We start from the raw sequence: 20,215 nt of genomic DNA, 5'->3' as shown, positions 1-20,215 counted from the left end.
CCGGGATAGGAGCGGGCAGGCGCACCTCGGCGGAGGGGCTGGAGAGCGTCCCGCGTCCCCCGCACCACTCCGCCGGCTCGGGCGGCCCTACTCCGCCGGCTCGGGCCAGGTCGCGCAGTCGTCCCAGGCCGTGTCCCAGCCGGAGTTGCCGCCGCCGTCGGTGATCTCGAAGGTGCCGCTGCCCGCCGGGTACGGGCAGTTGTACGTACCGGCGACGCCCACGTCCGTCGCCTTGACGTCGCTGAAGGTGACCTCGCCGGGTGTCTCGGCCTGGACCACGACCGTCCCGACCCCGTCGACCGTCGCGCCGTCGACGGTCACGTTGCGGACGGCCTTGCCCGTCCCGCCGCCGGAGACGAACTCGAAGGCGCTGTACGGGCTGTCGGTGACGGTGGTGCCGGTGATGTTGACGTTCGCCTCGATGGCGCTGTCGTACGAGTCGACCCGGAGCGCGCCCATGGGGTGCTGCCAGTTGGGGTTCATCGCGCCGGTGCGTACGAGGGTGTTCCCCGAGACCGTGATGGTGCCGGCCAGCGGGAAGAACGGGTCCATGAACTTCTGGTTGGAGATCGCGATACCGCTGCCCAGGGCGTTGGTGTCGAGAACCAGATTGTCCTTGACGGTGATGTCGCGGCCGCCGTAGATCGCGATGCCGTTGGCCAGGTTGGGCTGCGAGATGGTGTTGTTGGCGAAGGTGCTGGAGCTGTTGGTGGTGTTGAGCGACCACATGGCGAGCGAGTCGTCGCCGGTGTTGCGCAGGAAGTTCTCCCGCACCTGCACACCATTGGCGGTGCCGTTCAGGTTGAGCCCGTCGGCCGTCATGTCGAGGATGCGGTTCTTCTCCACGACGAGGTTGTCGTTGTTCCCGGTGAGCCAGAGGCCGACCTTGAGGTGCTGGAGCCACATCCCGGACACGGTGGAGTTCGGGCCGAGCGAGCCGTTGACGAAGTTGTCCGGGTTGCTGTCGACGCGCTCGGTGACCTCGCCGATGACAGCGAAGTCGTGCAGCCCCACGTTGCCGGTCGGGGCGCCCGACTGGTCGATGAACCGTGAACTGCGCACCACGGAGTGCCAGTTGCCCGCGCCCCGTAGCTCGACGTCGTCGACGCCGCTGAGCGACTGCGTCAGCTTGAACTCACCCGGCGGGATCCACACGACGCCGCCCTTCGCGGCGGCGACGGCCTCGCGGAACGCCTGGGTGGAGTCGCCCTGCCCGCTCGGGTCGGCGCCCTTGTCGACGACCGAGACCGCGCCGGACGGGGCTCCGGCGGGCCCGGCGACCTGCTCGAAGTCGGCGACGTCGATCGTGGTCGGGACGCTCGCCTCGAACTTCACCTTGCCGCCCGCCGGCACGTCCCGGCCGAGCAGCGCGCGGGTGTTGTCGAGCAGGTGGTGCGTCTTGGCGCCGGCGATCCAGGGGGTGTCGACGTAGGAGTACTTGGAGGTGACGGCGAGCGTCGTGTCGGTCTTCTCGCCGTCGATGTAGACGGCGAGGCTGCCGGACTGACCGTCGGGGACGCTGTACGCGACGTTGACCGCGTTCGCGGCGACGGGGAGCGTGAACTCCACACTCTGGCCCGCCGCCAGCTGGACCGCGCGCCGGCCGGAGGACTCCGAGGCGAGCGTGCCCTGGGTGTAATCGGGGCCGACGGCGGATCCGTTCGTGGTGGCGCTCTCCGCCTCGACGGAGGTGAACGGGAGAGTCGCGCCGGCCGCCATGGGAGCGGAGCCGTTCACCGGCTCGGCCGTCGCCGTGGGGGCGACGAGGGCGAGACCGGTGGCCGCGACGGCCACGGCGGTGGCGAGGGAGAGCGCCGCGTTCCTCGCCGTACCGCGAGTCGCGTTCCCCGCCGTACTACGTGCCGCGTTCCTCGACGTATCGCGTGTCGTGTTCCTGTCAGGTGTCTTCATGTGCGGGTCCTGCACCTTCCTGTGGGGCGGAGGGATGTCAGGGGGCCTACGCCTCCCGACCGCCCCGCGCCCCGGCCGCGGCACTGCGCGGTCGGACGCACGGGGCGGACGGTTCGGCCGCGGAGTCAGCTCCGCAGCCAGGCCGCGGTGTCCTGCGGCAGCCTCCCCTCGTCGTCCAAGGGGCCGCTGGTGAGCAGAACGCTTGTGTGGCCGGGCAGTTCCGTGGGGGGCCCGGCGAGGTTGACGACGCAGATCAGGCCGTCGGTGCGGGTGAAGGACAGCACACCGGGACCGGACGGCAGCCAGGTCAGCGTGGCCCCGGCGCCGTCTCCCGACGCCCGGACCACGGCGAATCCGGGTTCCGTACGACGCAGCCGCAGCGCCTCCCGGTACAGGCTGAGCATCGATCCCGGATCGCCCACCTGCAGATCCGCGGCGTACTTCGCCCAGGACTCCGGCTGCGGCAGCCACGGCTCGGTGTCCCCGCCGAAGCCGGCGTACGGCGCGTCGGCCGTCCAGGGCAGTGGTACGCGGCACCCGTCCCGGCCCGGATCCGTACCGCCGGACCGGAAGTGCATCGGATCCTCGATGCGGTCACGCGGGATGTCGGCCTCGGGCAGGCCCAACTCCTCGCCCTGGTAGACGTAGACGGCGCCGGGGAGCGCCAGCGAGAGCAGCGCGGCGGCGCGGGCCCGTCTGGTGCCCAGCTCCAGGTCCGTCGGGGTGCCGAAGACCTTGGCCGAGAAGTCGAAGCGGGAGTCCTCGCGCCCGTAGCGGGTCACGGTGCGGGTGACGTCGTGGTTGCAGAGCACCCAGGTGGCGGGGGCGCCGACCGGCGCGTGCTCGGCGAGCGTGTCGTCGACGGCGGTCCGCAGCAGGTCCGCGTCCCACGGGCACGACATGAAGCTGAGGTTGAAGGCGGTGTGCAGTTCGTCGGGGCGCAGATAGCGGGCGAAGCGCTCGGCGTCGGGGAGCCAGACCTCGCCGACGAAGATGCCGCCGTACTCGTCGGCGATGGCACGCCAGGAGCGGTAGATGTCGTGGAGTTCGTCGCGGTCCACGAAGGGGTGGGGGTCGACGCCGGGCGTGAAGTCGGGCAGACCGGGGTCCTTGGCGGGCAGGACCGCCGAGTCGATCCGTACGCCGGCCACGCCCCGGTCGAACCAGAAGCGCAGCACGTCCTCGTGCTCGCGGCGGACGGCCGGGTGGGCCCAGTTGAGGTCGGGCTGTCCGGTGGCGAACAGATGCAGATACCAGTCGCCGTCGTCCAGCCGCGTCCAGGGGACGCCGCCGAACTCGGACACCCAGTTGTTCGGGGGCAGTTCGCCGTTCGCTCCGCGCCCCTGGCGGAAGTGGAACAGCTCACGCTCGGGGCTGCCCGGTCCGGCCGCCAGTGCCGCCTTGAACCAGACGTGCTGGTCGGAGACGTGGTTGGGCACGACGTCGATGATCGTGCGGATGCCCAGCTCGCGGGCCTCGGCGATCAGTTTCTCCGCCTCGGCGAGGGTGCCGAAGGCCGGGTCGATGGTCCGGTAGTCGGCCACGTCGTAACCGCCGTCGGCGAGCGGCGAGAGATACCAGGGGGTGAACCACAGTGCGTCCACGCCCAGTTCCACGAGATACGGCAGCCTGGACCGCACGCCGGCGAGATCTCCGGTGCCGTCGCCGTCGCCGTCGGCGAAGCTGCGTACATAGACCTGGTAGATGGCGGCGTCGCGCCACCATTCGACGGTGGCCTCGGCCGGCTGGATGGCTGCCACGTGACGGTCCTTTCGGGCAGGTGGGGACTCCGCCGCCGCCCCCCGGTCGACGGGGCGCTGGATGGGTGGGCCGGCGGCGGAGCGCTGGTGGGGAGTAGGTCGGACGGGGCGGAGAGGACGATCAGCCCTTCAGGCCGCCCGCGGTCAGACCGCTCATGATGTTGCGCTGGAAGAGCAGGAAGATGAGCAGCGTCGGGACGGACGCGATGGTGAGCGCGGCGATCAGGACGTTCTCCGGTACCCCGCTCGCGAGCGAGTAGATGCCCACGTTCAGGGTCTGTTTGCTCGGATCGGGCAGGGTCAGCATCGGCCAGAGGAAGTCCTTCCAGACGCCCACGACCGCGAAGATCGACACGACTCCGAGGATCGGCCGGGAGATCGGCAGCACCACGGATCTCAGGGTGCGCATCGCCGACGCCCCGTCGATGGCCGCCGCGTCCAGCAGCTCCCGTGGGATCGAGTCGAAGAATCTCTTGAGCAGGAAGATGTTGAACGCGTTGGTGACGGACGGCAGCCAGATCGCCCAGGGCGAGTTGAGCAGGTTCCGTTCGAAGATCGGTACGTCCAGCACGGTCAGGTACTGGGGCACGACCAGGACGGTCGCCGGGATCATCAGCGTCATCAGCATCAGGCCGAGGATGGCCTTGCCGAAGATCGGCCGCAGCTTGGAGAGCGAGTAGGCGGCGGCCACGTCGAAGATCAGCTGGAAGGCGAGGGCGCCGAACGCGTAGTACAGGGTGTTGAAGAGCAGCTTGGCCAGGTCCATGACCTTCCACGCCTGCTCGTAGTTCTCCGGGTGCACGGAGGTGGGGAAGAGCGTCGGCGGGCTCTGCACCACTTCCTGGGTGGTCTTGAGACCGCCGGTGAACATCCAGTAGAGCGGCCCGAGGAAGACCAGGGTGAAGACGAGGACCACCAGGGCGAAGACGATCCAGTAGACCGCCCTGCCGCGGGATCTGCCCAGTTGGGCCGGTGAGATCAGGGTCCGCGGGCGGGCGACTTCGACGGTGGCGGCCCGCTTGCGCCGGGGTATGAGCGTGTTCGCTGTCATGCCTTCTCTCCCCTCCTAGTCTTCGCTGCTGCGGCTGAGTCGCACGTACACCGCGGAGAAGCCCGCGAGGAGTACGAGCAGGACGAGTCCGAGTGCCGCCGCACTGCCGTAGTTGTTGAAGTTGAACGCGTACTGGTAGATGAGATAGACGACCGTCGTCGTCGACCCTTCAGGCCCGGCCCCGTTGGTGAGCAGGAACGGTTCGGTGAAGACCTGCATCGTCGCGATGATCTGCATCAGCAGCATCAGCGAGAGAATGAGCTTGGTCTGCGGGATGGTGACGTGCCAGATCTTGCGGAGGATTCCCGCGCCGTCGAGTTCGGCGGCCTCGTACAGCTCACCGGGAATTCCCTGGAGCGCGGCGAGATAGATCAGGGTGGCGCCGCCCATGTTCATCCAGGTCGCGGCGATGACCACGGAGAGCATGGCCGTGTCGGTGTCCTGGAGCCACTGCTGGGCGGGTAGTCCGAAGACTTCCAGGATGCGGTTGAACAGGCCGTATCCGGGGTCGTAGAAGTACTTGAACAGCAGTACTGAGGCGACCGGCGGAAGCATCACCGGGAGATAGACGAGGAGCCGCAGATATCCCTGGCCGTGCCGGAATTCATTGAGCACGACGGCGATGAGGAACGGGACGATGAATCCCAGCAGCAGTGCGAGGCCGGTGAAGAGGAGTGTGTTGCGCCACGCCTGCCAGAAGGCCGGGTCGTTGAAGATGTACGTGAGGTTGGACCAGCCGGCCCAGGTGGTCTTTCCGTTCTCGTTCTTCTGGAAGGCCAGGATGAATTCCCTGACCATCGGATACCAGGAGAAGAACGAGAAGCAGAGTACGGCTCCGATCAGGAACCCGTGCGCCGAGAGATTGCGGCGCACGGACCGTACGAACTCCTCGCGGGCGGAGTCCGTCCGGGTGGAGCCGGGGCGTCCGTGGCGCGGCGGGGTCGCCTTGCTCTTGGACAGGGTGGGGGCCGACATGGTCTCTCCTCGGTGCCGGTGCGCAGACTCGGTGACTCGCAGACGGACGGAACGGCGGTACGGGGCCGATCCGGCCCCCGGTCGGGGGCCGGGCCCGTCGGCGGGACCGGGTCCGCGTGACCCGGTCCCGCACATCCGTTACTGAGTCGCCAGGACTTGGTTGACCTGCTTCTCGGCGGTCGACAGAAGCTTGTCGACGTCCGCGTCCTTGTTGGTCAGCACGCCCGACATCGCGACGTCGAGGATCTTGTAGATCTCCTGCGCCTTCGGCGGCTCGGCCTTGCCCTTGACCGGGTTGTCCATGAAGGGCTTGAAGTTCTCGACCGGCATCGTGGCGTGCTCGCTGCGCAGCGCGTCGTCCTTCGCCTTGGAGTCACCGAGCCAGAAGTTCGGCTGCGGCAGTCCGACGGGGAGCTTGTCGGCCTTGCTGCGGTCCCACTCGAACTGGCCCTTGCCCGGGGTGAGGAACTTGAAGTTCTGCCAGGCGATGGCGGCCTTGATCTTGTCGGGCGAACTGCCCTTCTTGATCATGTAGTTGTTGCCGCCGAAGAGGGTCGCCTTGGCACCGGGGATGGGTCCCATGCCGAAGTTCTCGTACTTGGCGCCGAGTTGCTGGACCATGTACGTGATGTCGTCGGGCGCGGCGAGGAACATGCCCAGCTTGTCGGTGGCTATCTGCTTCTGCAGGTCGCCCCACTTGAGAAGCTGGGTCTTGCCCATGCTGTCGTCGTCCCACCGCATGGTGCGCAGGTTCTCCAGGACCTGCTTGCCCAGGTCGGTGTTGAACGCGGCCTTCTTGCCCGTGGAGTCGACGACGTCGCCGCCGAGACCGTAGATCGAGGCGGTGAAGTGCCAGCCGCCGTTGTTGCCGGCGCTGTACTCGCCGAAGCCGGAGACGCCGCCGCCGATCTCGGCGATCTTGTCGGAGGCCGCACGGACGTCCTCCCAGGTGGTGGGAGGCGAGTTGGGGTCGAGACCGGCCTGCTCGAAGAGCTTCCGGTTGATCAGCAGACCCATGGTGTAGTTGCTGGTCGGCAGGCCGTAGAGCTTGCCGTCCTGCTTCAGCACGTCCAGGACGTTGGGGTCGATGTCCTTCAGCGCGGGCACGGACTTGTCGTTGACGTACGCCGAGATGTCCTCGGCCCCGTCGTTGTCCAGCACCTGCTGAAGGTCGGTGAAGTAGGTGTAGTACACGTCGGGCTGGGACTTCGCCTTGAGCATCGCGGTGAAGCGCGGCGGCTCCAGACACTGGCCCGGCGTGGACTTCCCGTTGATCTTGACGTTCGGGTACGTCTTGTTGAACTCCTTGACGTCCTCGTTCCACTCCTTCAACTCCGCGGCCTTCGCGGCCGGCGGCATACAGTCGATCGAGAGCGTCACCTTGGCCTTCGGGTCCAACGGCGCTGACGGGTCGGACGACCCGCCGCCGGAGTCGCCGTCGTCGTCGCTGCTGCTGCTGCTCGTGCCGCAGGCGGCGAGAGTCAGGGCGAGCACGGTGACAATGGCGGCCGCGGCGGTGCGGTCGGTACGGCGAATTCGGCGGAACCCAGCACTTCTCATCGATGGTCCCCTTCGGGCATGAGCGTGGAAGGCCCACGGCTGAAACTCTGCCGGGGCGCGGCACACTCAACCACCGTCGACAGGAGACCGCAAGATCTCGCGCCGTTTTCGTAAAAGTTTGACAGTCTTCCGCATCGGCCACGACCCGTGCGGGGGCCCGGAGTTGGACAGGGCGGGATTTGTCAGACAGGACCCGCAGGACGGCCACAGGGCCCCCGAGGGGCCCTGGAAGGGGCTTGCAAGGGCCGCCGGGGCCGGTGGGCACGGGAAAGGGCCGATGGGCGTCCGGGCCCTGCCCGTAGGCCCCAGGGGGTGCCCTGCCGGTCGGGCCGGGGTCGCGCGCTCCAGGGCGCGTCCGTAAAGGAGCGCGGCCGTACGTGGCCGATCCTCCGCCTTGCGATCGCACGCACCGGACGCCGCGCGCCCCGCCCTACGGGCGGACGGCGCTACTTCGCGGACACGGCCTAGCGGGGCGACTGCGCCGTGGAGCCGCGTACGACCAGCTCCGGCTCGAACAGCAGCTCGCCGGGCGGCACGGCGCCACCCTGGATCTGCGCGCACAGCAGCTCCACCGCGGCGCGCCCCATCGCCTCGATGGGCTGACGGACCGTCGTCAGCGGGGGCTCGGTGCAGTTCATGAAGGCGGAGTCGTCGTACCCGACGACGGAGACCTCGCCGGGGACGTCGAGTCCGCGCCGGCGGGCGGCCCGTACGGCGCCGAGCGCCAGCGGGTCACTCGCGCAGATGATGCCGGTGACCCCGCGGTCCAGCAGCCGCGCGGCGGCGGCCTGGCCGCCTTCCAAGGAGAACATCGACCGCTCGATGTACTCGTCGGGCAGCGACTCCCCCGCCGCCTTGACGGTCGCGAGGGCGGCGGCGAGCTTGCGCCGCGACGGTACGTGGTCGGCCGGGCCGAGGACGAGGCCGATGCGCTCGTGGCCCAGCGACGCCAGATGCCGCCACGCCTGCTCGACGGCGACGGCGTCGTCGCAGGAGATGGTGGGGAAGTCCAGGTTCTCTATGGGCGCGTTGATGAGCACGACCGGGATCTTGCGCTCGTGGAGCTGCCGGTAGTGCTCGTGGGGCGCGTCGGCCTGGGCGAAGAGGCCGCCGGCGAAGACGACTCCGGACACCTGCTGCTGGAGCAGCAGCTCGACGTAGTCCGCCTCGGAGACGCCGCCCTTGGTCTGCGTGCACAGGACGGGGGTGAGCCCCTGCTGCGCCAGCGCGCCGCCGATCACCTCGGCGAAGGCCGGAAAGATCGGGTTCTGCAGCTCGGGCAGGACCAGGCCCACCAGTCTCGCGCGCTCGCCGCGCAGCTGTGTCGGCCGCTCGTACCCCAGCACGTCCAGCGCCGTCAGCACGGACTGCCGGGTGGCCTGGGAAACTCCCGGCTTGCCGTTGAGCACCCGGCTGACCGTGGCCTCGCTGACCCCAACCTTCTTAGCCACCTGAGCAAGTCGTCGCGTCATACACGCAAGACTAGCGCAAACAATGCAAGCTACTTACTTCTCAGCGTAAAGTCCCTGCACAACCAGGGTGCCACCGCAGCACCCCACCGCAGCACCGCCGCGGTCCCGCCGTGGTGCCGCCCGAGGAGACCCCGGACGGCACCACGGCAGGGTGCCCTGCGCTACGGGTTGATATTGATCTTGAAGTTGGGCGTGGTGTTCTTCACGTCCAGCGCGTTGCCGCTCAGCGTCAGACCGTTGAACGTCACCTCACCGACCGCGGGACCCTGCCCCGCCTCCGGCAGCTCGTTCGCCCAGAGCCCGAAGCCCGACTTGGCATCGTAGGCGTCACCGCTCTTCTTCGCACCGGTGATCGAGATGTCGCTGAGGATCGTGTCCTTGATCGGGAACTGCGGTTGTCCTCCTACGTAGTTGGTCTGGAACATGACCCCGCTGTACGTCGGGTCGACGATGTCCACGTTGTTGATCCGAATGCCCTGGAACACCTTGGACGCGGAGAACAGCCAGATACCGGGGAACGTCTGCCCGCCCCAGAAGTGGCCGCCGGCTCGCACGATCGACACGTTCTCGATCGTCGTGGGCTCGGTCCCGAAGCCGTTCATCGGGTAGCCGAAGTCCAGCGAACTGACCGTGATGCCCGAGTACACGAGCGTGTCCGCGATGTGGATGTTGCGGAAGGTGTTGTTGAAGCCGCCGTAGACGGCCACACCCGCCGCGCGCCAGGTCAGGATCGACGTCAGGTTCTCGTAGACGTTGTCCTTCATGTCCGCGCCGCCGGCGTCGATCGCCGAGAACAGCGCGAAGCTGTCGTCTCCCGTGGCCCGCGCCTCGTTGTTGGTCACGAGGTTGCCGGTGCTGCCGTTGGTCATGTTGATGCCGTCGGCGAACATGTCGCGGATACGGGAGTTCTTGATGGTCATGTCATCGGTGTTCGCGCCCCAGTAGAGGCACACCATGTGCTCGTTCCAGATGTTGTCGATCTCGATGTCACGCACGTTCGAGAAGTCGAACACCTTGCCCGGACCGTCGATACGCGAGGTGTAGTTGCCGAAGTACGCGAAGTTCTTGAACGACGAACCCGCGGCGGCGGCCTCGGCCCGGAAGCCGATGTCGGTGTTGTCCTGCGTCGACGGGGCGTGGAACTTGGTGTACCAGGGACCGGCGCCGACCACCTGTACGGGCTTGCCGTACACCTGGAACTTGCTGGCCGTCTGGTAGTCACCGGCGGGCAGGTAGACGCCCTTCAGGGTGCCGGTGTTGTCCATCCGGACCCGGTCCAGGGCGTTCTGCACGTCCTGGTGGGTGAATCCGGCCGGGACCGTGTAGGTGGCGGGGTCCGGGTTGGCGGTCGGTGCGACCTGCTCCAGGTTGATGAAGTCGATCGCGTACGTGGTGCTGTTGGCCGCGTCCTTCTGCAGCTTGATCTTGCTGCCCGCCGGGACGGTCTTGCCCAGCATCACGTTCGCCTCGTCGTAGATGTGACGGGGCGCGCCCTGGCCCGGGGAGTTGCCCGGTCCCGCCTCGGCGCCGTACAGCCAGGCGTACTTGGACGTGAGGTCGATCGCCTTGAGGAAGACGCCGTCCACATAGACGTTGAGCGTGGAGTTGATGCCCCCGCCGCTCGCGGAGTCGGGGATGGAGAAGCGGGTCACCAGGGTGTTGGTGCTGGCCCGGGTGGTGAACTCGACGAACTCGCCGGTCGCGTCGAGGTTGACGGCCCTGCGGCCCGACGCCTCGCCCGCGATGTCGCCGATGGTCCTGTTGGGACCGACCTTCGACGCGCCGCCGCCGGTGGTGCCGTCCTCGGCCTCGTACATGTCGAACGGCATGTTGGCGCCGCGGCCGACGAACAGCGACTGGGTGCTGGTGTTGTTCTCGCGCTTGACCGGCACCTCGTTGGCGTCGTCGGCGAGTACCACCTTCACGGTGAACGAGCCGTTGGCCGCGGCCCAGGTACCGAGAGCGACCGGCGCCGCGGTGGCACCCGCCGCGATGACCCCGGTGTGCGCGCCGGTGAGGGTCTTCACCGTGGCGCCCTCGGAGTTGAGCACGGTCAGGGTGATGCCGTGGCTGCCGCCCGCGGAGGCGACGGTGCCCTGGTTCTTGACCGTGACGGAGAAGTTGACCGTGTCACCGGCCGCCGGGGCGGACGGCGAGGTGCCGAGGGTCGCCACCAGGTCCGAGCTGGCGACCGGCTTCACCACCAGCGGGGCCGAGGCGGTGTAGGTGTTGTTGGTCTCGTTCTGCTCGATCACCGCGCCCGCCACGTCGGCGACCGCGCTGAGTTCGTAGGAGCCGGCGTCGCGCGGACCGATCGCGGCGCTGACGTTGGCCGACGCGCCGGGGGCGAGGGTGCCCACCGCCGCCGTGCCGACCTTGGAGTCACCGAGGCGGAACTCCAGGGAGCTGGCCGCCGCGGCGACCGTGCCGTTGTTGCGTACCGTCGCCGACAGCGTGATCGGGTTGGACTCGACCGGCTCGGCGGGGGACGCGGTCACGGCCGTGACCTGGAGGTCCGGGTTGGGTGCCGGCTCGCCCAGCACCTGGAACTCGGCCACCTGGCCCGCACCGGAACCGGTGTTGGAGGTGAACTTGAGCTGGACGTCCGCGACGTTCCCGGAGATCGGGATCGTCACCTGGTTCCCGGAGGCCGGGTTGAACGCGTAGTCCTTCGCGGCGGCCAGGCTGGTGAAGGCCGTGGCGTTCTGCTCGCGCCCCAGCACCTGGATGTTCTGGGTACGCGCTCCCCAGCTGCTGTCCGGGTTGAGCTTGACGACGACGCTCTCGGTGGAGGCGTTGGCGCCCAGCTTCACGGTCAGCGTGTTGGGGTAACTGCCCCCGGCGCCTTCCCAGTAGGTCGACGTCGAGTTGTCGTTGGCGTTGGCCGCGACGAACGTGTGGACCACGGAGGAGGCGCTGATCGGCTTGCCGACGGCGAGGTTGGAGACCGAGCCGGTGCTGCCGGTGCGGATCACCGTGTTGCTGTTGCCCGACTGGTTGCCCGCCGCGTCCTTGGCTCGTACGAAGTACGAGACCGTGGTGCTGGCCGGCTGGGTGTCGGTGAAGGTCAGGACGTTGCCCGCGACGCTGTCGCGCAGCACGTTGTTGGCGTAGACGTCATAACCGGTGACCGCCGTGTTGTCGCTGGACGCCTGCCAGGTGAGCTTGACCTGGGTCGGCGACGGCGAGGTGTGGGCGAGACCGGTGGGCGCGGTCGGCGCCTGGGTGTCGCCGCCCGGCGGCTTGCGGGTGACGGTGTTGCTGTTGCCCGACGTGTTGCCGGCCGCGTCCTTGGCTCGTACGTAGTACGAGACGTCGGCGTTGCCGGGCTGGGTGTCGGTGAAGGTGGTGACGTTGCCGGCGACGCTGGTGCGCAGCACGTTGTTGGCGTAGACGTCGTAGCCGGTGACCGCCGTGTTGTCGGTCGACGCCTTCCAGGTCAGCTTGATCTGACCGGAGGCGGGCTCGGTGAACGCCAGCTCGGTGGGCGCGGTCGGCGCCTGGGTGTCGCCCGTCTCGGGGCCGTAGATCTCCAGCTCGGAGAACTGCGCGGCGGGCTGGCCGGAGTTGGCGGTGACCAGGACCCGGACGTAGCGCGTGGTGGTGGCGTCGAAGGGGATCGTCACCGTGTTACCGGACCCGGGCGCGAACTGGTACGCCTGGGAGGTGGTCAGGTCGGTGAAGGCCGTCCCGTTGGTGCTGCCCTGGACCTTGAGGGTCTGGCTCCTGGCGCCCCAGCCGTCGGGCAGTTTCAGTACGACGCTGTTGACGCCGACGGACGAGCCGAGGTCGGCCTGGAGCCACTGCGGGAAGGCGCCGTTACGGCTCTCCCAGTAGCTGGCCTTGTTGCCGTCGTTGGCGTTGGACGCCGCGTACACCTCGGTGTGGCTGCTCTCGGTGAGCGTGCGGCCGGCGGCGAGGTTCACCGAGGCCGCCGCGGCCTTGTGGACCTGCAGCTCGGCGAGCTGGCCCGCGGACGCGACGGAGTTCTTCGTGATGTTCACGCGGACGTAACGGGTCCGGGTGGCGGGGAACGAGATGCTGACCTCGTTGGCCTCGCCGGGACTGAACGTGTACGAGGCGGAGGTCTTCAGGGTGGCGAAGCTCGTGCCGTCGGCACTGCCCTGGACGGCGAGGGTCTGCCGTCTGGTCTCCCAGTCCGCGGGGAGCTTGAGGGTGACCTGGTCGATCCGGGCGGCGGAGCCCAGATCGGTCTGGACCCACTGGGGGAGGCTCTTGCCCGAGCCCTGCCAGTAGGTCGACTGGTTGCCGTCCGCGACCATCCGCGCGGAGTGGTCGCTCGATGCGCTGCTCGCCGCCGCGGTACTGCCCGCGGCGATATTGGGGCCGCCGGCCGCCGAAGCGGTGAGCGACGGCACGCCGACCATCAGGAGACTGGTGGTGACGGCGGCGGAGATCGCCCGCCATCTCCATCGATGAAATCTCATGTATCCCCGATCTTCGGCCTCGGCCCGGGGGCGGCGAGGCGCGGCTCTGTCTGCATGGCTGGTGCCACCTGGCTGGTGCGACTAGCGTTTCTGCACTGCGGAGCGGGATCTTTTGCGTTACGCGGTCAGAGAGTTGCAGAGAAATGCGAGAGCGTCCACAGGTCCGACAGAACCAAGTCGGCCGTTCTCTGGCTCGAAAACACCCAAGACGGACCCACCAGGCCCTATCAGTCAGCTTTCCAGCGAACTTTCGGCGCACCGCAAGCGGCCCGCAAAACACGTAAGTCATTTGCGTAATTCTGGAAATTTCAGAAAGACACCTGCGCCGTCTACCGTTCTTCACCATGAGCGCCGGACCGACGACCCCCCAGCGACGACGGCGATTCGGCTGGCCACGGCGCGTCTTCTCCCAGGTGCTGCTGATGCAGCTGGCCATCGCCGCGGGCACCGCCGTGCTCGCCACCGGGCTGTTCCTCAGACCCCTGAGCGACCAGCTCGACGACCAGGCGATGCGCAGGGCGCTCGCGATCGCGGAGACCACCGCGTCCGAGCCGGTGGCACAGGCGCTGCTGACGTCGGAGCCCTCGCTCGACGGACCGGTCCAGACGGAGGCCGAACGCATCAGACGGGCCACCGGCGCCGAATACGTCGTGATCATGGACAGACGCGGAGTCCGCTGGTCACACACCGACACCGGCCAGATCGGCAAGGTCGTCTCCACCGACCCCAGCGAGGCGATCGCCGGCAAGGACGTCATGGAGATCGACAGCGGCACCCTCGGCCGCTCGGCCCGCGGCAAGGTCCCGCTGCGCGACACCTCCGGGAAGATCATCGGCGCCGTCTCGGTGGGCATCGCGTACGACAGCGTCCGCGAGCGGCTGCTGGCCACCATCCCCGGACTGCTCGCGTACGCGGGCGGGGCCCTCGCCGTCGGCGCGCTGGCCGCGTATCTGATCTCCAGGCGGCTCCAGCGGCAGACCCACGACCTGGCCTTCTCCGACATCTCGGCGCTGCTCGTGGAGCGTGAGGCGATGCTGCACAGCCTGCGCGAGGGCGTGATCGCCCTCGACGGGGCGGGGCGGATCCGGCTGATGAACGACGAGGCGCAGCGGCTGCTGGGCCTCGGGCCCGAGGCCACGGGACAGCCGCTCGACGTGGTGCTGGGCCCCGGCCGCACCACCGACGTGCTGGCGGGCCGGGTGGCCGGCGACGACCTGCTGGCCGTGAGCGGCGGCCGAGTGCTCGTCGCCAACCGGATGCCGACCGACGACGGCGGCGCGGTCGCCACACTCCGTGACCGTACGGAGCTGGAACAGCTGGGCCGGGAGCTGGACGCCACCCGCGGTCTCATCGACGCGCTGCGCGCCCAGGACCACGAGCACGCCAACCGGATGCACACGCTGATGGGGCTGCTGGAGCTGGAGATGCACGAGGAGGCGGTGGAGTTCGTGACCGAGGTCGTCGGGGTGCACCGGGCGACCGCCGAGCAGGTCACCGAGCGCATCCACGACCCGCTGCCGGCCGCCCTGCTGGTCGGCAAGGCCACCGTCGCCGCCGAGCGGGGCGTCTCGCTCCGTATCTCGACGGCCACCCTGCTGCCCGACCGGGTGGTCGACCCGCAGGGGCTGGTCACGGTGCTGGGCAATCTCGTGGACAACGCGCTGGACGCGGCGGCCGGCTCGGAGGACCCGCGCATCGAGGTGGAGGTACGGGCCGAGGGCCGTACGGTCGTCCTGCGGATCTCCGACAGCGGCCCCGGAGTCCCGCCGGAGCAGCGGGAACTCGTCTTCACCGAAGGCTGGACGACGAAGGAGCTGCCCACCCACGGCAGGCGCGGACTGGGCCTCGCCATGGTGCGCCGGCTCGCCGAGCGTCAGGGCGGCAGCGCGCGCGTCACCGAATCCGCCGACGGGGGCGCGGAGTTCACCGTCGTACTGCCCGAGGCACTGGCGGAGGCGGCCGACGCCGTACGCGACTCCTCCCTCGACGACACGACGGCCGCCGCGCCGGACGCCGCGCCACCGGACGATCTCGTGCGCGATCCGGCGGGGCCCGTCACCACAGGGGAGACACGATGATCGACGTACTGGTCGTGGACGACGACATCCGGGTCGCCGACATCAACACCGCCTATGTGGCGAAGGTGGCCGGATTCCGGGTCGTCGCCAAGGCGCACTCGGCGGCGGAGGCGCTCACCCGGCTCGCCGAGCGGCCCGTCGACCTGATCCTTCTCGACCACTATCTGCCCGACCGCAACGGGCTCTCGGTGGTACGGGACCTGCGCGGGCTCGGCCACCGTACCGACGTGATCATGGTGACCGCCGCGCGCGACGTGGCCACCGTCCAGTCGGCGATGCGCCACGGGGCGCTCCAGTACCTGGTCAAGCCCTTCAACTTCGCCGGGCTGCGCACCAAACTGGAGGCGTACGCGACGCTGCGACGCACCCTGGAGGGTGGCGGCGAGGCCGAACAGGCCGACGTGGACCGGATGTTCGGCGCGCTGTCGGCGTCGGCCGCGCCGCCCGCGCTGCCCAAGGGCCACTCGCCGAGCACCGCCGAGGTGGTACGCCAGGTGCTCCTCGGCGCCGAGGGCCCGCTCTCCGCACACGAGATCGCGGAGAGCGCGGGGATGAGCCGGCAGACGGCGCAGCGGTATCTCAAACTGCTTGAGCGGGCGGGGCGGGTACGGCTCAGCCTCCGGTACGGCGAGACGGGCCGCCCCGAGCACCGCTACGCGTGGGCGACGAGCGGCTGAGCCTCGGGCCCCCCGTCAGACCGCGCCGGCGCCCGTGAGCGAACGCACCTCGGACTCCGCGTGCTTGGCCTCGTCCGCCTGTTCCCGCGAGAGGACCGTGCCGAGCCAGCCCGCCAGGAAGCCGAGCGGGATCGAGACCAGGCCCGGGTTCTGGAGCGGGAAGACCTGGAAGTCGACTCCTGGGAAGATCGCCTCCGGGCTGCCGGAGACGACGGGTGAGAAGACCACCAGCAGCACGGCCGGCACCAGCCCTCCGTAGACGGACCAGACGGCTCCCCGCGTGGTGAAGTTCCGCCAGAACAGCGAGTAGAGCAGCACCGGCAGATTGGCCGAGGCGGCGACGGCGAACGCGAGACCGACGAGGAAGGCCACGTTGAGATCGCGGGCGAGCAGCCCGAGCGCGATGGCCACGGCGCCGATACCGGCCGCCGCGAGCCTGGCCACGGCGACCTCGCTCCGAGGCTTGGCGTGCGCCTTGGTGTGCGGCTTGTGCCCCTGGCCATGCTGCTTGGCGTGCGCTTTCGCATGCGGCTTTCCGTTGGGGTGAGGCCGCTTGAGCGAGGCGTAGAGGTCGTGCGCGACCGAGGCCGACGAGGCGAGGGTGATGCCCGCGACGACGGCGAGGATCGTCGCGAAGGCGACGGCGGCGACCACGGCGAAGAGAACCGTTCCACCGGTGGAACCCGCGCCACCGCCCAGGTCGAGGGCGAGCAGCGGCACCGCCGTGTTGCCGGCCGCGCTCGACGCGCGCACCTCGTCGGTGCCGACCACGGCGGCGGCGCCGAAGCCGAGCACGATCGTCATCAGGTAGAAGCTCCCGATGAGCCCGATGGCCCAGACGACCGAGCGGCGCGCGGCGCGGGCGGTCGGCACGGTGTAGAAGCGGGAGAGGATGTGCGGCAGTCCGGCCGTACCGAGCACCAGGGCGAGCCCCAGGCTCATGAAGTCGAAGCGCGCGGTCCAGCCCCCGCCGTAGGCGAGACCGGGTGACAGGAACTCCTTGCCGTGGCCGCTGCGTTCGGCCGCGGTTGTGAGCAGGGCGTTGAAGTCGCCGTGGAAACGGAGCAGTACGAGCACGGTCAGCGCGATCGTGCCGCCCATCAGCAGCACGGCCTTGACGATCTGGATCCAGGTGGTGGCCCGCATCCCGCCGAGCGTCACATAGACGACCATCAGCGCGCCGACGCCGATCACCGTCCACGCACGCGCCGCCTCGCTCGTACCCCCCAGCAGCAGCGCGACCAGACTGCCCGCCCCGACCATCTGCGCCACCAGATAGAGAACGGACACCGCGACGGAGGACGTTCCGGCCGCGATCCTGACCGGGCGCTCCCGCATCCGCGCGGCGACGACGTCGGCCAGCGTGAACCGGCCGCAGTTACGGACGAGTTCGGCCACCAGCAGCAGGACGACGAGCCAGGCGACGAGGAAGCCGACGGAGTAGAGCATGCCGTCGTAGCCGAAGAGGGCGATGAGACCGGAGATACCGAGGAAGGAGGCGGCCGACATGTAGTCGCCCGCGATGGCGAAACCATTCTCCATGGGTGAGAAGAGGCGTCCGCCCGTGTAGAACTCCTCCGCCGAGCCGTGCCGGTCGCGGCTCACCCAGGTGGTGATGCCGAGGGTGACGGCGATGAACGCGCTGAACAGCAGCAGCGCCAGGGTCTGGTGGTCGCCGCTCATCGCCGCCGCTCCCCCGCGCGCGCCGGCTCGAATTGCCGCGTCCTCGTCCGGTCGAAGACGCTCCAGCGCAGATCGAGCGCGTCCCGGTCCCGGTGCAGCCGGGCATGGCGGGAGTACGCCCAGGTCAGCAGGAACGTGCTGAGGAACTGGCCCAGTCCGGCGACCATCGCCACATTCACGGCCCCCGCCACCGGGCGCGCCATCAGACCGGGCGCCGTGGTCGCGGCGACGACATACGCCAGATACCAGAGCAGGAAGGCGAGGGTGGCCGGGACGACGAACCGGCGGTAGCGGCGGCGTACCTCCTGGAAGGCGGCGCTGCGCTGGACCTCCAGATAGATGTCGGCCGGGGCGGGACCCGCGGCCGTGGCCGGGGCGGGTGCGACGGGTGTCGTCGGTGTGCCCGTACCGTCCAGTTCGCCCCAGCCGGAGGCTGGCGCGTCGTACCAGGGGTCGTCGGTCCGCACTGTCGCGGCGTCGCGCCCGTCCTGCTTCTCCACCGGTCAACTCTCCTTGTCAGCGGGCCGTTTCGGCCGCGCCCCAAGGATGGTCGGAACGGGAAGATCCGGGACTCCTCTCTCCCCCGGCTTCACCCCATCAGGTGATGTTTGTCCCGGGTGGCCGGATGAGCCCGTGCTGATAGGCGTAGCGCACCGCCTGCGCCCGGTCGCGCACCCCGGACTTGGCGAAGATGTTGTTGATGTGGGTCTTCACCGTGGCCGCCCCGATGTGCAGCCGCCGGGCGATCTCGTGGTTGGAGAGCCCTTCGGCGACCAGGGACAGCACCTCGGTCTCGCGGGCGGTGAGCCCGTCGGGAACCGCCGCGCGCTCCGGTACGACGGGGACCGCGCTGACCCGCTCCAGCAGCCGTCGCTGCACGCCGGGGGCGAGACCGGCGTCCCCGGCCATCACGTCCTGGACGGCCTTGACGATCTCGTCACCGCCCGCGTCCTTGGTGAGATAGCCGCGTGCGCCGGCCCGCAGGGCGGGGAACAGCGAGTCGTCGTCGGCGTAGGTGGTGAGCACGACGACCTGGGTCGCCGGATACCGCTCGCGGATCCGGCGGGTCGCCTCTACCCCGTCGCAGCGCGGCATGCGCAGGTCCATCAGGACCACGTCGGGGGCGAGTTCACCGACGAGGGCCACCGCCTCCTCACCGTCCTTCGCCGCTCCGACGACCTCGATGCCGGGCAGCAGCCCGAGCAGCATGACGATGCCCTCACGCACCACGGCCTGGTCGTCGGCCACGATCACCCGGGCCGTCATGCGGGCACCCGCAGGCGCACGGTGAAGCCCTTCGTCCCGGACCCCTCGGACCGGTCGCGCCGTCCGGAGCCGTACGGGGCTCCGCCGACGCCGCCTTCCACTTCCACCGAGCCCGCGGGCCCGGCCTCCAGACTGCCGCCGAGCAGTTCGGCACGCTCCCGCATCCCCAGGAGGCCGTATCCGGAGCCGGAGGCACCGAGTTCGGTGCCCGGCGCGTCCGTGCCGTCGTCCCGTACCTCCAGGGTCACCGCGTCGCGCGCGTACTCCAGTCGCATCCTCACGTCCGCCCCCGGGGCGTGCTTGCGCGCGTTCGTGAGCGCCTCCTGTGCGACGCGCCGTACCGCCTGCGAGGCTTCGGCGGGCAGCAGCCGCGGCTCCCCCACGACCTCGGTCCGCACCCCGTCGACCGCCAGCTCCCGCAGATAGTCCTCGACGGGCACCAGCTGGCCCCGGAGGGCGGAGAGCGCCTGGCGCGTCTCCGCCAGACCCTGCCGGGCCATGCCGCGCGCCTCCACCACGCGCCGCAGCACCTGCTCGCGGTCGTACCCGCCCTCGATCTGCAGGCGGGCCGCCTCCAGATGCACGAGCTGCGCCGAGAGACTGTGGGCCAGCACGTCGTGGATCTCGCGGGCGATCCTGGCCCGCTCGGCCAGCGCCGCCGACTCGGCCTCGGCGGCCCGCGCGGCGCGCTCCTGCGCCAGCATCCGGAAGCCCGCACCACGCGCCTGGGCGTCGAGCCGCAGGGTGTAGCCGCCGAGCAGGACGGAGCCCATGGTCACCACCACGGCCAGAGGCTCCTCGATGTTCGCCAGCAGGACGACCGCGGACAGCACCGCCCAGACACAGACGGCCGCCACCATCGGCAGTCTGTCCACCGCGAGGACGGCGGCCAGGACCCAGAGCAGCACGGCCGTCCCGTCCGCCCCCGCCGTGTACGCGCCGCCGCCCAGCAGCGTGCACAGGAGAAGCATCGCCAGCGAGGGAACCAGCCGGCGCGCGACGGACCACCGGCGGAAGGCCACCACGGCCGCCAGGAAGCAGAGCAGGCCCAGCACGGGCAGGACCACCAGCCGGCCGTGGAAGACCTCCGAGAGGTACGCGCTCGCGACCAGCCAGAGGGCCAGCGCGCTCGACAGCACGACGTCCAGCACCTTCCTGACGGGCGGCGTGCCCACCCGGCTCAGCGCCTCTCTGCTCGGCCACGCGGTCCCCGCAGCGATCTGCATTCCGAAGCCCTCTCTCTCGGCTTCGATGTTACGGAGCGCGACGGCCTTCCGAATCCCCTCCCAGGGGGAGCCGCGAACGGCGCCGGGCTCCACCCGTGGGTGGAGCCC

At 69.7% G+C, this 20,215-nt stretch carries 13 protein-coding genes; 2 read left to right on the top strand and 11 right to left on the bottom strand.

What is annotated here, in order from left to right:
- Window positions 1-87 precede the first annotated feature (87 nt).
- The 7 genes from ACFUN8_RS30945 to ACFUN8_RS30915 all read right to left on the bottom strand — a co-directional run bounded on the left by ACFUN8_RS30945 (window position 88) and on the right by ACFUN8_RS30915 (window position 13,177).
- On the bottom strand, window positions 88-1,911 hold the full coding sequence (locus ACFUN8_RS30945; RefSeq protein WP_383644794.1) for a glycosyl hydrolase family 28-related protein: 1,824 nt from the start codon (window positions 1,909-1,911) through the stop codon (window positions 88-90).
- Between the two features lie 125 nt (window positions 1,912-2,036).
- Entirely contained in the window at window positions 2,037-3,671 is a 1,635-nt protein-coding gene (locus ACFUN8_RS30940) for a glycoside hydrolase family 13 protein (protein WP_383644791.1), read from the bottom strand.
- A 121-nt stretch (window positions 3,672-3,792) separates the two neighbouring features.
- Window positions 3,793-4,722 carry a carbohydrate ABC transporter permease gene (locus ACFUN8_RS30935; protein WP_383644788.1) on the bottom strand — a complete coding sequence of 310 codons (930 nt, stop codon included), beginning with the start codon at window positions 4,720-4,722 and terminating at the stop codon, window positions 3,793-3,795.
- A gap of 15 nt (window positions 4,723-4,737) precedes the next feature.
- Complete coding sequence (locus ACFUN8_RS30930; protein ID WP_383644786.1) at window positions 4,738-5,697, bottom strand: carbohydrate ABC transporter permease; 960 nt, start codon at window positions 5,695-5,697, stop codon at window positions 4,738-4,740.
- A 138-nt stretch (window positions 5,698-5,835) separates the two neighbouring features.
- Window positions 5,836-7,257 carry an extracellular solute-binding protein gene (locus ACFUN8_RS30925; protein WP_383644783.1) on the bottom strand — a complete coding sequence of 474 codons (1,422 nt, stop codon included), beginning with the start codon at window positions 7,255-7,257 and terminating at the stop codon, window positions 5,836-5,838.
- Between the two features lie 464 nt (window positions 7,258-7,721).
- Window positions 7,722-8,729 (bottom strand): LacI family DNA-binding transcriptional regulator, encoded by a 1,008-nt coding sequence (locus ACFUN8_RS30920; RefSeq protein ID WP_356591852.1) that lies wholly within the window; start codon window positions 8,727-8,729, stop codon window positions 7,722-7,724.
- 161 nt (window positions 8,730-8,890) lie between these two features.
- Complete coding sequence (locus ACFUN8_RS30915) at window positions 8,891-13,177, bottom strand: discoidin domain-containing protein (RefSeq protein ID WP_383644781.1); 4,287 nt, start codon at window positions 13,175-13,177, stop codon at window positions 8,891-8,893.
- 344 nt (window positions 13,178-13,521) lie between these two features.
- Between ACFUN8_RS30915 and ACFUN8_RS30910 the strand changes: the two genes are divergently transcribed.
- Window positions 13,522-15,255, top strand: coding sequence for an ATP-binding protein (locus ACFUN8_RS30910; RefSeq protein ID WP_383644779.1), 1,734 nt, complete (start codon window positions 13,522-13,524; stop codon window positions 15,253-15,255).
- The gene (locus tag ACFUN8_RS30905; protein ID WP_382572131.1) at window positions 15,252-15,932 is read left to right on the top strand and encodes a response regulator; all 681 of its coding nucleotides are present in this window, start codon (window positions 15,252-15,254) and stop codon (window positions 15,930-15,932) included. Before ACFUN8_RS30910 ends, ACFUN8_RS30905 begins: the two co-directional genes overlap by 4 nt.
- Window positions 15,933-15,947: 15 nt before the next feature.
- Here the strand turns inward: ACFUN8_RS30905 and ACFUN8_RS30900 are convergent, their stop codons facing one another.
- The 4 genes from ACFUN8_RS30900 to ACFUN8_RS30885 all read right to left on the bottom strand — a co-directional run bounded on the left by ACFUN8_RS30900 (window position 15,948) and on the right by ACFUN8_RS30885 (window position 20,107).
- A complete protein-coding gene (locus ACFUN8_RS30900) occupies window positions 15,948-17,474 on the bottom strand; it encodes a cation acetate symporter (RefSeq protein ID WP_383644800.1) in 1,527 nt (508 codons plus the stop codon).
- Window positions 17,475-17,611: 137 nt separating this feature from the next.
- Complete coding sequence (locus tag ACFUN8_RS30895; RefSeq protein WP_383644777.1) at window positions 17,612-18,115, bottom strand: DUF485 domain-containing protein; 504 nt, start codon at window positions 18,113-18,115, stop codon at window positions 17,612-17,614.
- A gap of 97 nt (window positions 18,116-18,212) precedes the next feature.
- Window positions 18,213-18,881 carry a response regulator gene (locus tag ACFUN8_RS30890; RefSeq protein WP_383644774.1) on the bottom strand — a complete coding sequence of 223 codons (669 nt, stop codon included), beginning with the start codon at window positions 18,879-18,881 and terminating at the stop codon, window positions 18,213-18,215.
- Window positions 18,878-20,107, bottom strand: coding sequence for a sensor histidine kinase (locus ACFUN8_RS30885; protein ID WP_383644797.1), 1,230 nt, complete (start codon window positions 20,105-20,107; stop codon window positions 18,878-18,880). Before ACFUN8_RS30885 ends, ACFUN8_RS30890 begins: the two co-directional genes overlap by 4 nt.
- Window positions 20,108-20,215: the final 108 nt, after the last annotated feature.

Source organism: Streptomyces sp. NPDC057307 (genome assembly GCF_042667665.1).
Classification (GTDB): Bacteria; Actinomycetota; Actinomycetes; order Streptomycetales; family Streptomycetaceae; genus Streptomyces.
Note: the sequence above shows the minus strand (reverse complement) of the source record. Positions and strands in the feature narration are given on the sequence as shown.

Excerpts from the sequence above, each read along its gene's own strand:
- ACFUN8_RS30945 (WP_383644794.1), bottom strand. The coding sequence starts at position 1,911 with ATGAAGACACCTGACAGGAACACGACACGCGATACGTCGAGGAACGCG.
- ACFUN8_RS30935 (WP_383644788.1), bottom strand. The coding sequence starts at position 4,722 with ATGACAGCGAACACGCTCATACCCCGGCGCAAGCGGGCCGCCACCGTC.
- ACFUN8_RS30930 (WP_383644786.1), bottom strand. The coding sequence starts at position 5,697 with ATGTCGGCCCCCACCCTGTCCAAGAGCAAGGCGACCCCGCCGCGCCAC.
- ACFUN8_RS30925 (WP_383644783.1), bottom strand. The coding sequence starts at position 7,257 with ATGAGAAGTGCTGGGTTCCGCCGAATTCGCCGTACCGACCGCACCGCC.
- ACFUN8_RS30920 (WP_356591852.1), bottom strand. The coding sequence starts at position 8,729 with ATGACGCGACGACTTGCTCAGGTGGCTAAGAAGGTTGGGGTCAGCGAG.
- ACFUN8_RS30915 (WP_383644781.1), bottom strand. The coding sequence starts at position 13,177 with ATGAGATTTCATCGATGGAGATGGCGGGCGATCTCCGCCGCCGTCACC.
- ACFUN8_RS30910 (WP_383644779.1), top strand. The coding sequence starts at position 13,522 with ATGAGCGCCGGACCGACGACCCCCCAGCGACGACGGCGATTCGGCTGG.
- ACFUN8_RS30905 (WP_382572131.1), top strand. The coding sequence starts at position 15,252 with ATGATCGACGTACTGGTCGTGGACGACGACATCCGGGTCGCCGACATC.
- ACFUN8_RS30900 (WP_383644800.1), bottom strand. The coding sequence starts at position 17,474 with ATGGAGAATGGTTTCGCCATCGCGGGCGACTACATGTCGGCCGCCTCC.
- ACFUN8_RS30890 (WP_383644774.1), bottom strand. The coding sequence starts at position 18,881 with ATGACGGCCCGGGTGATCGTGGCCGACGACCAGGCCGTGGTGCGTGAG.
- ACFUN8_RS30885 (WP_383644797.1), bottom strand. The coding sequence starts at position 20,107 with ATGCAGATCGCTGCGGGGACCGCGTGGCCGAGCAGAGAGGCGCTGAGC.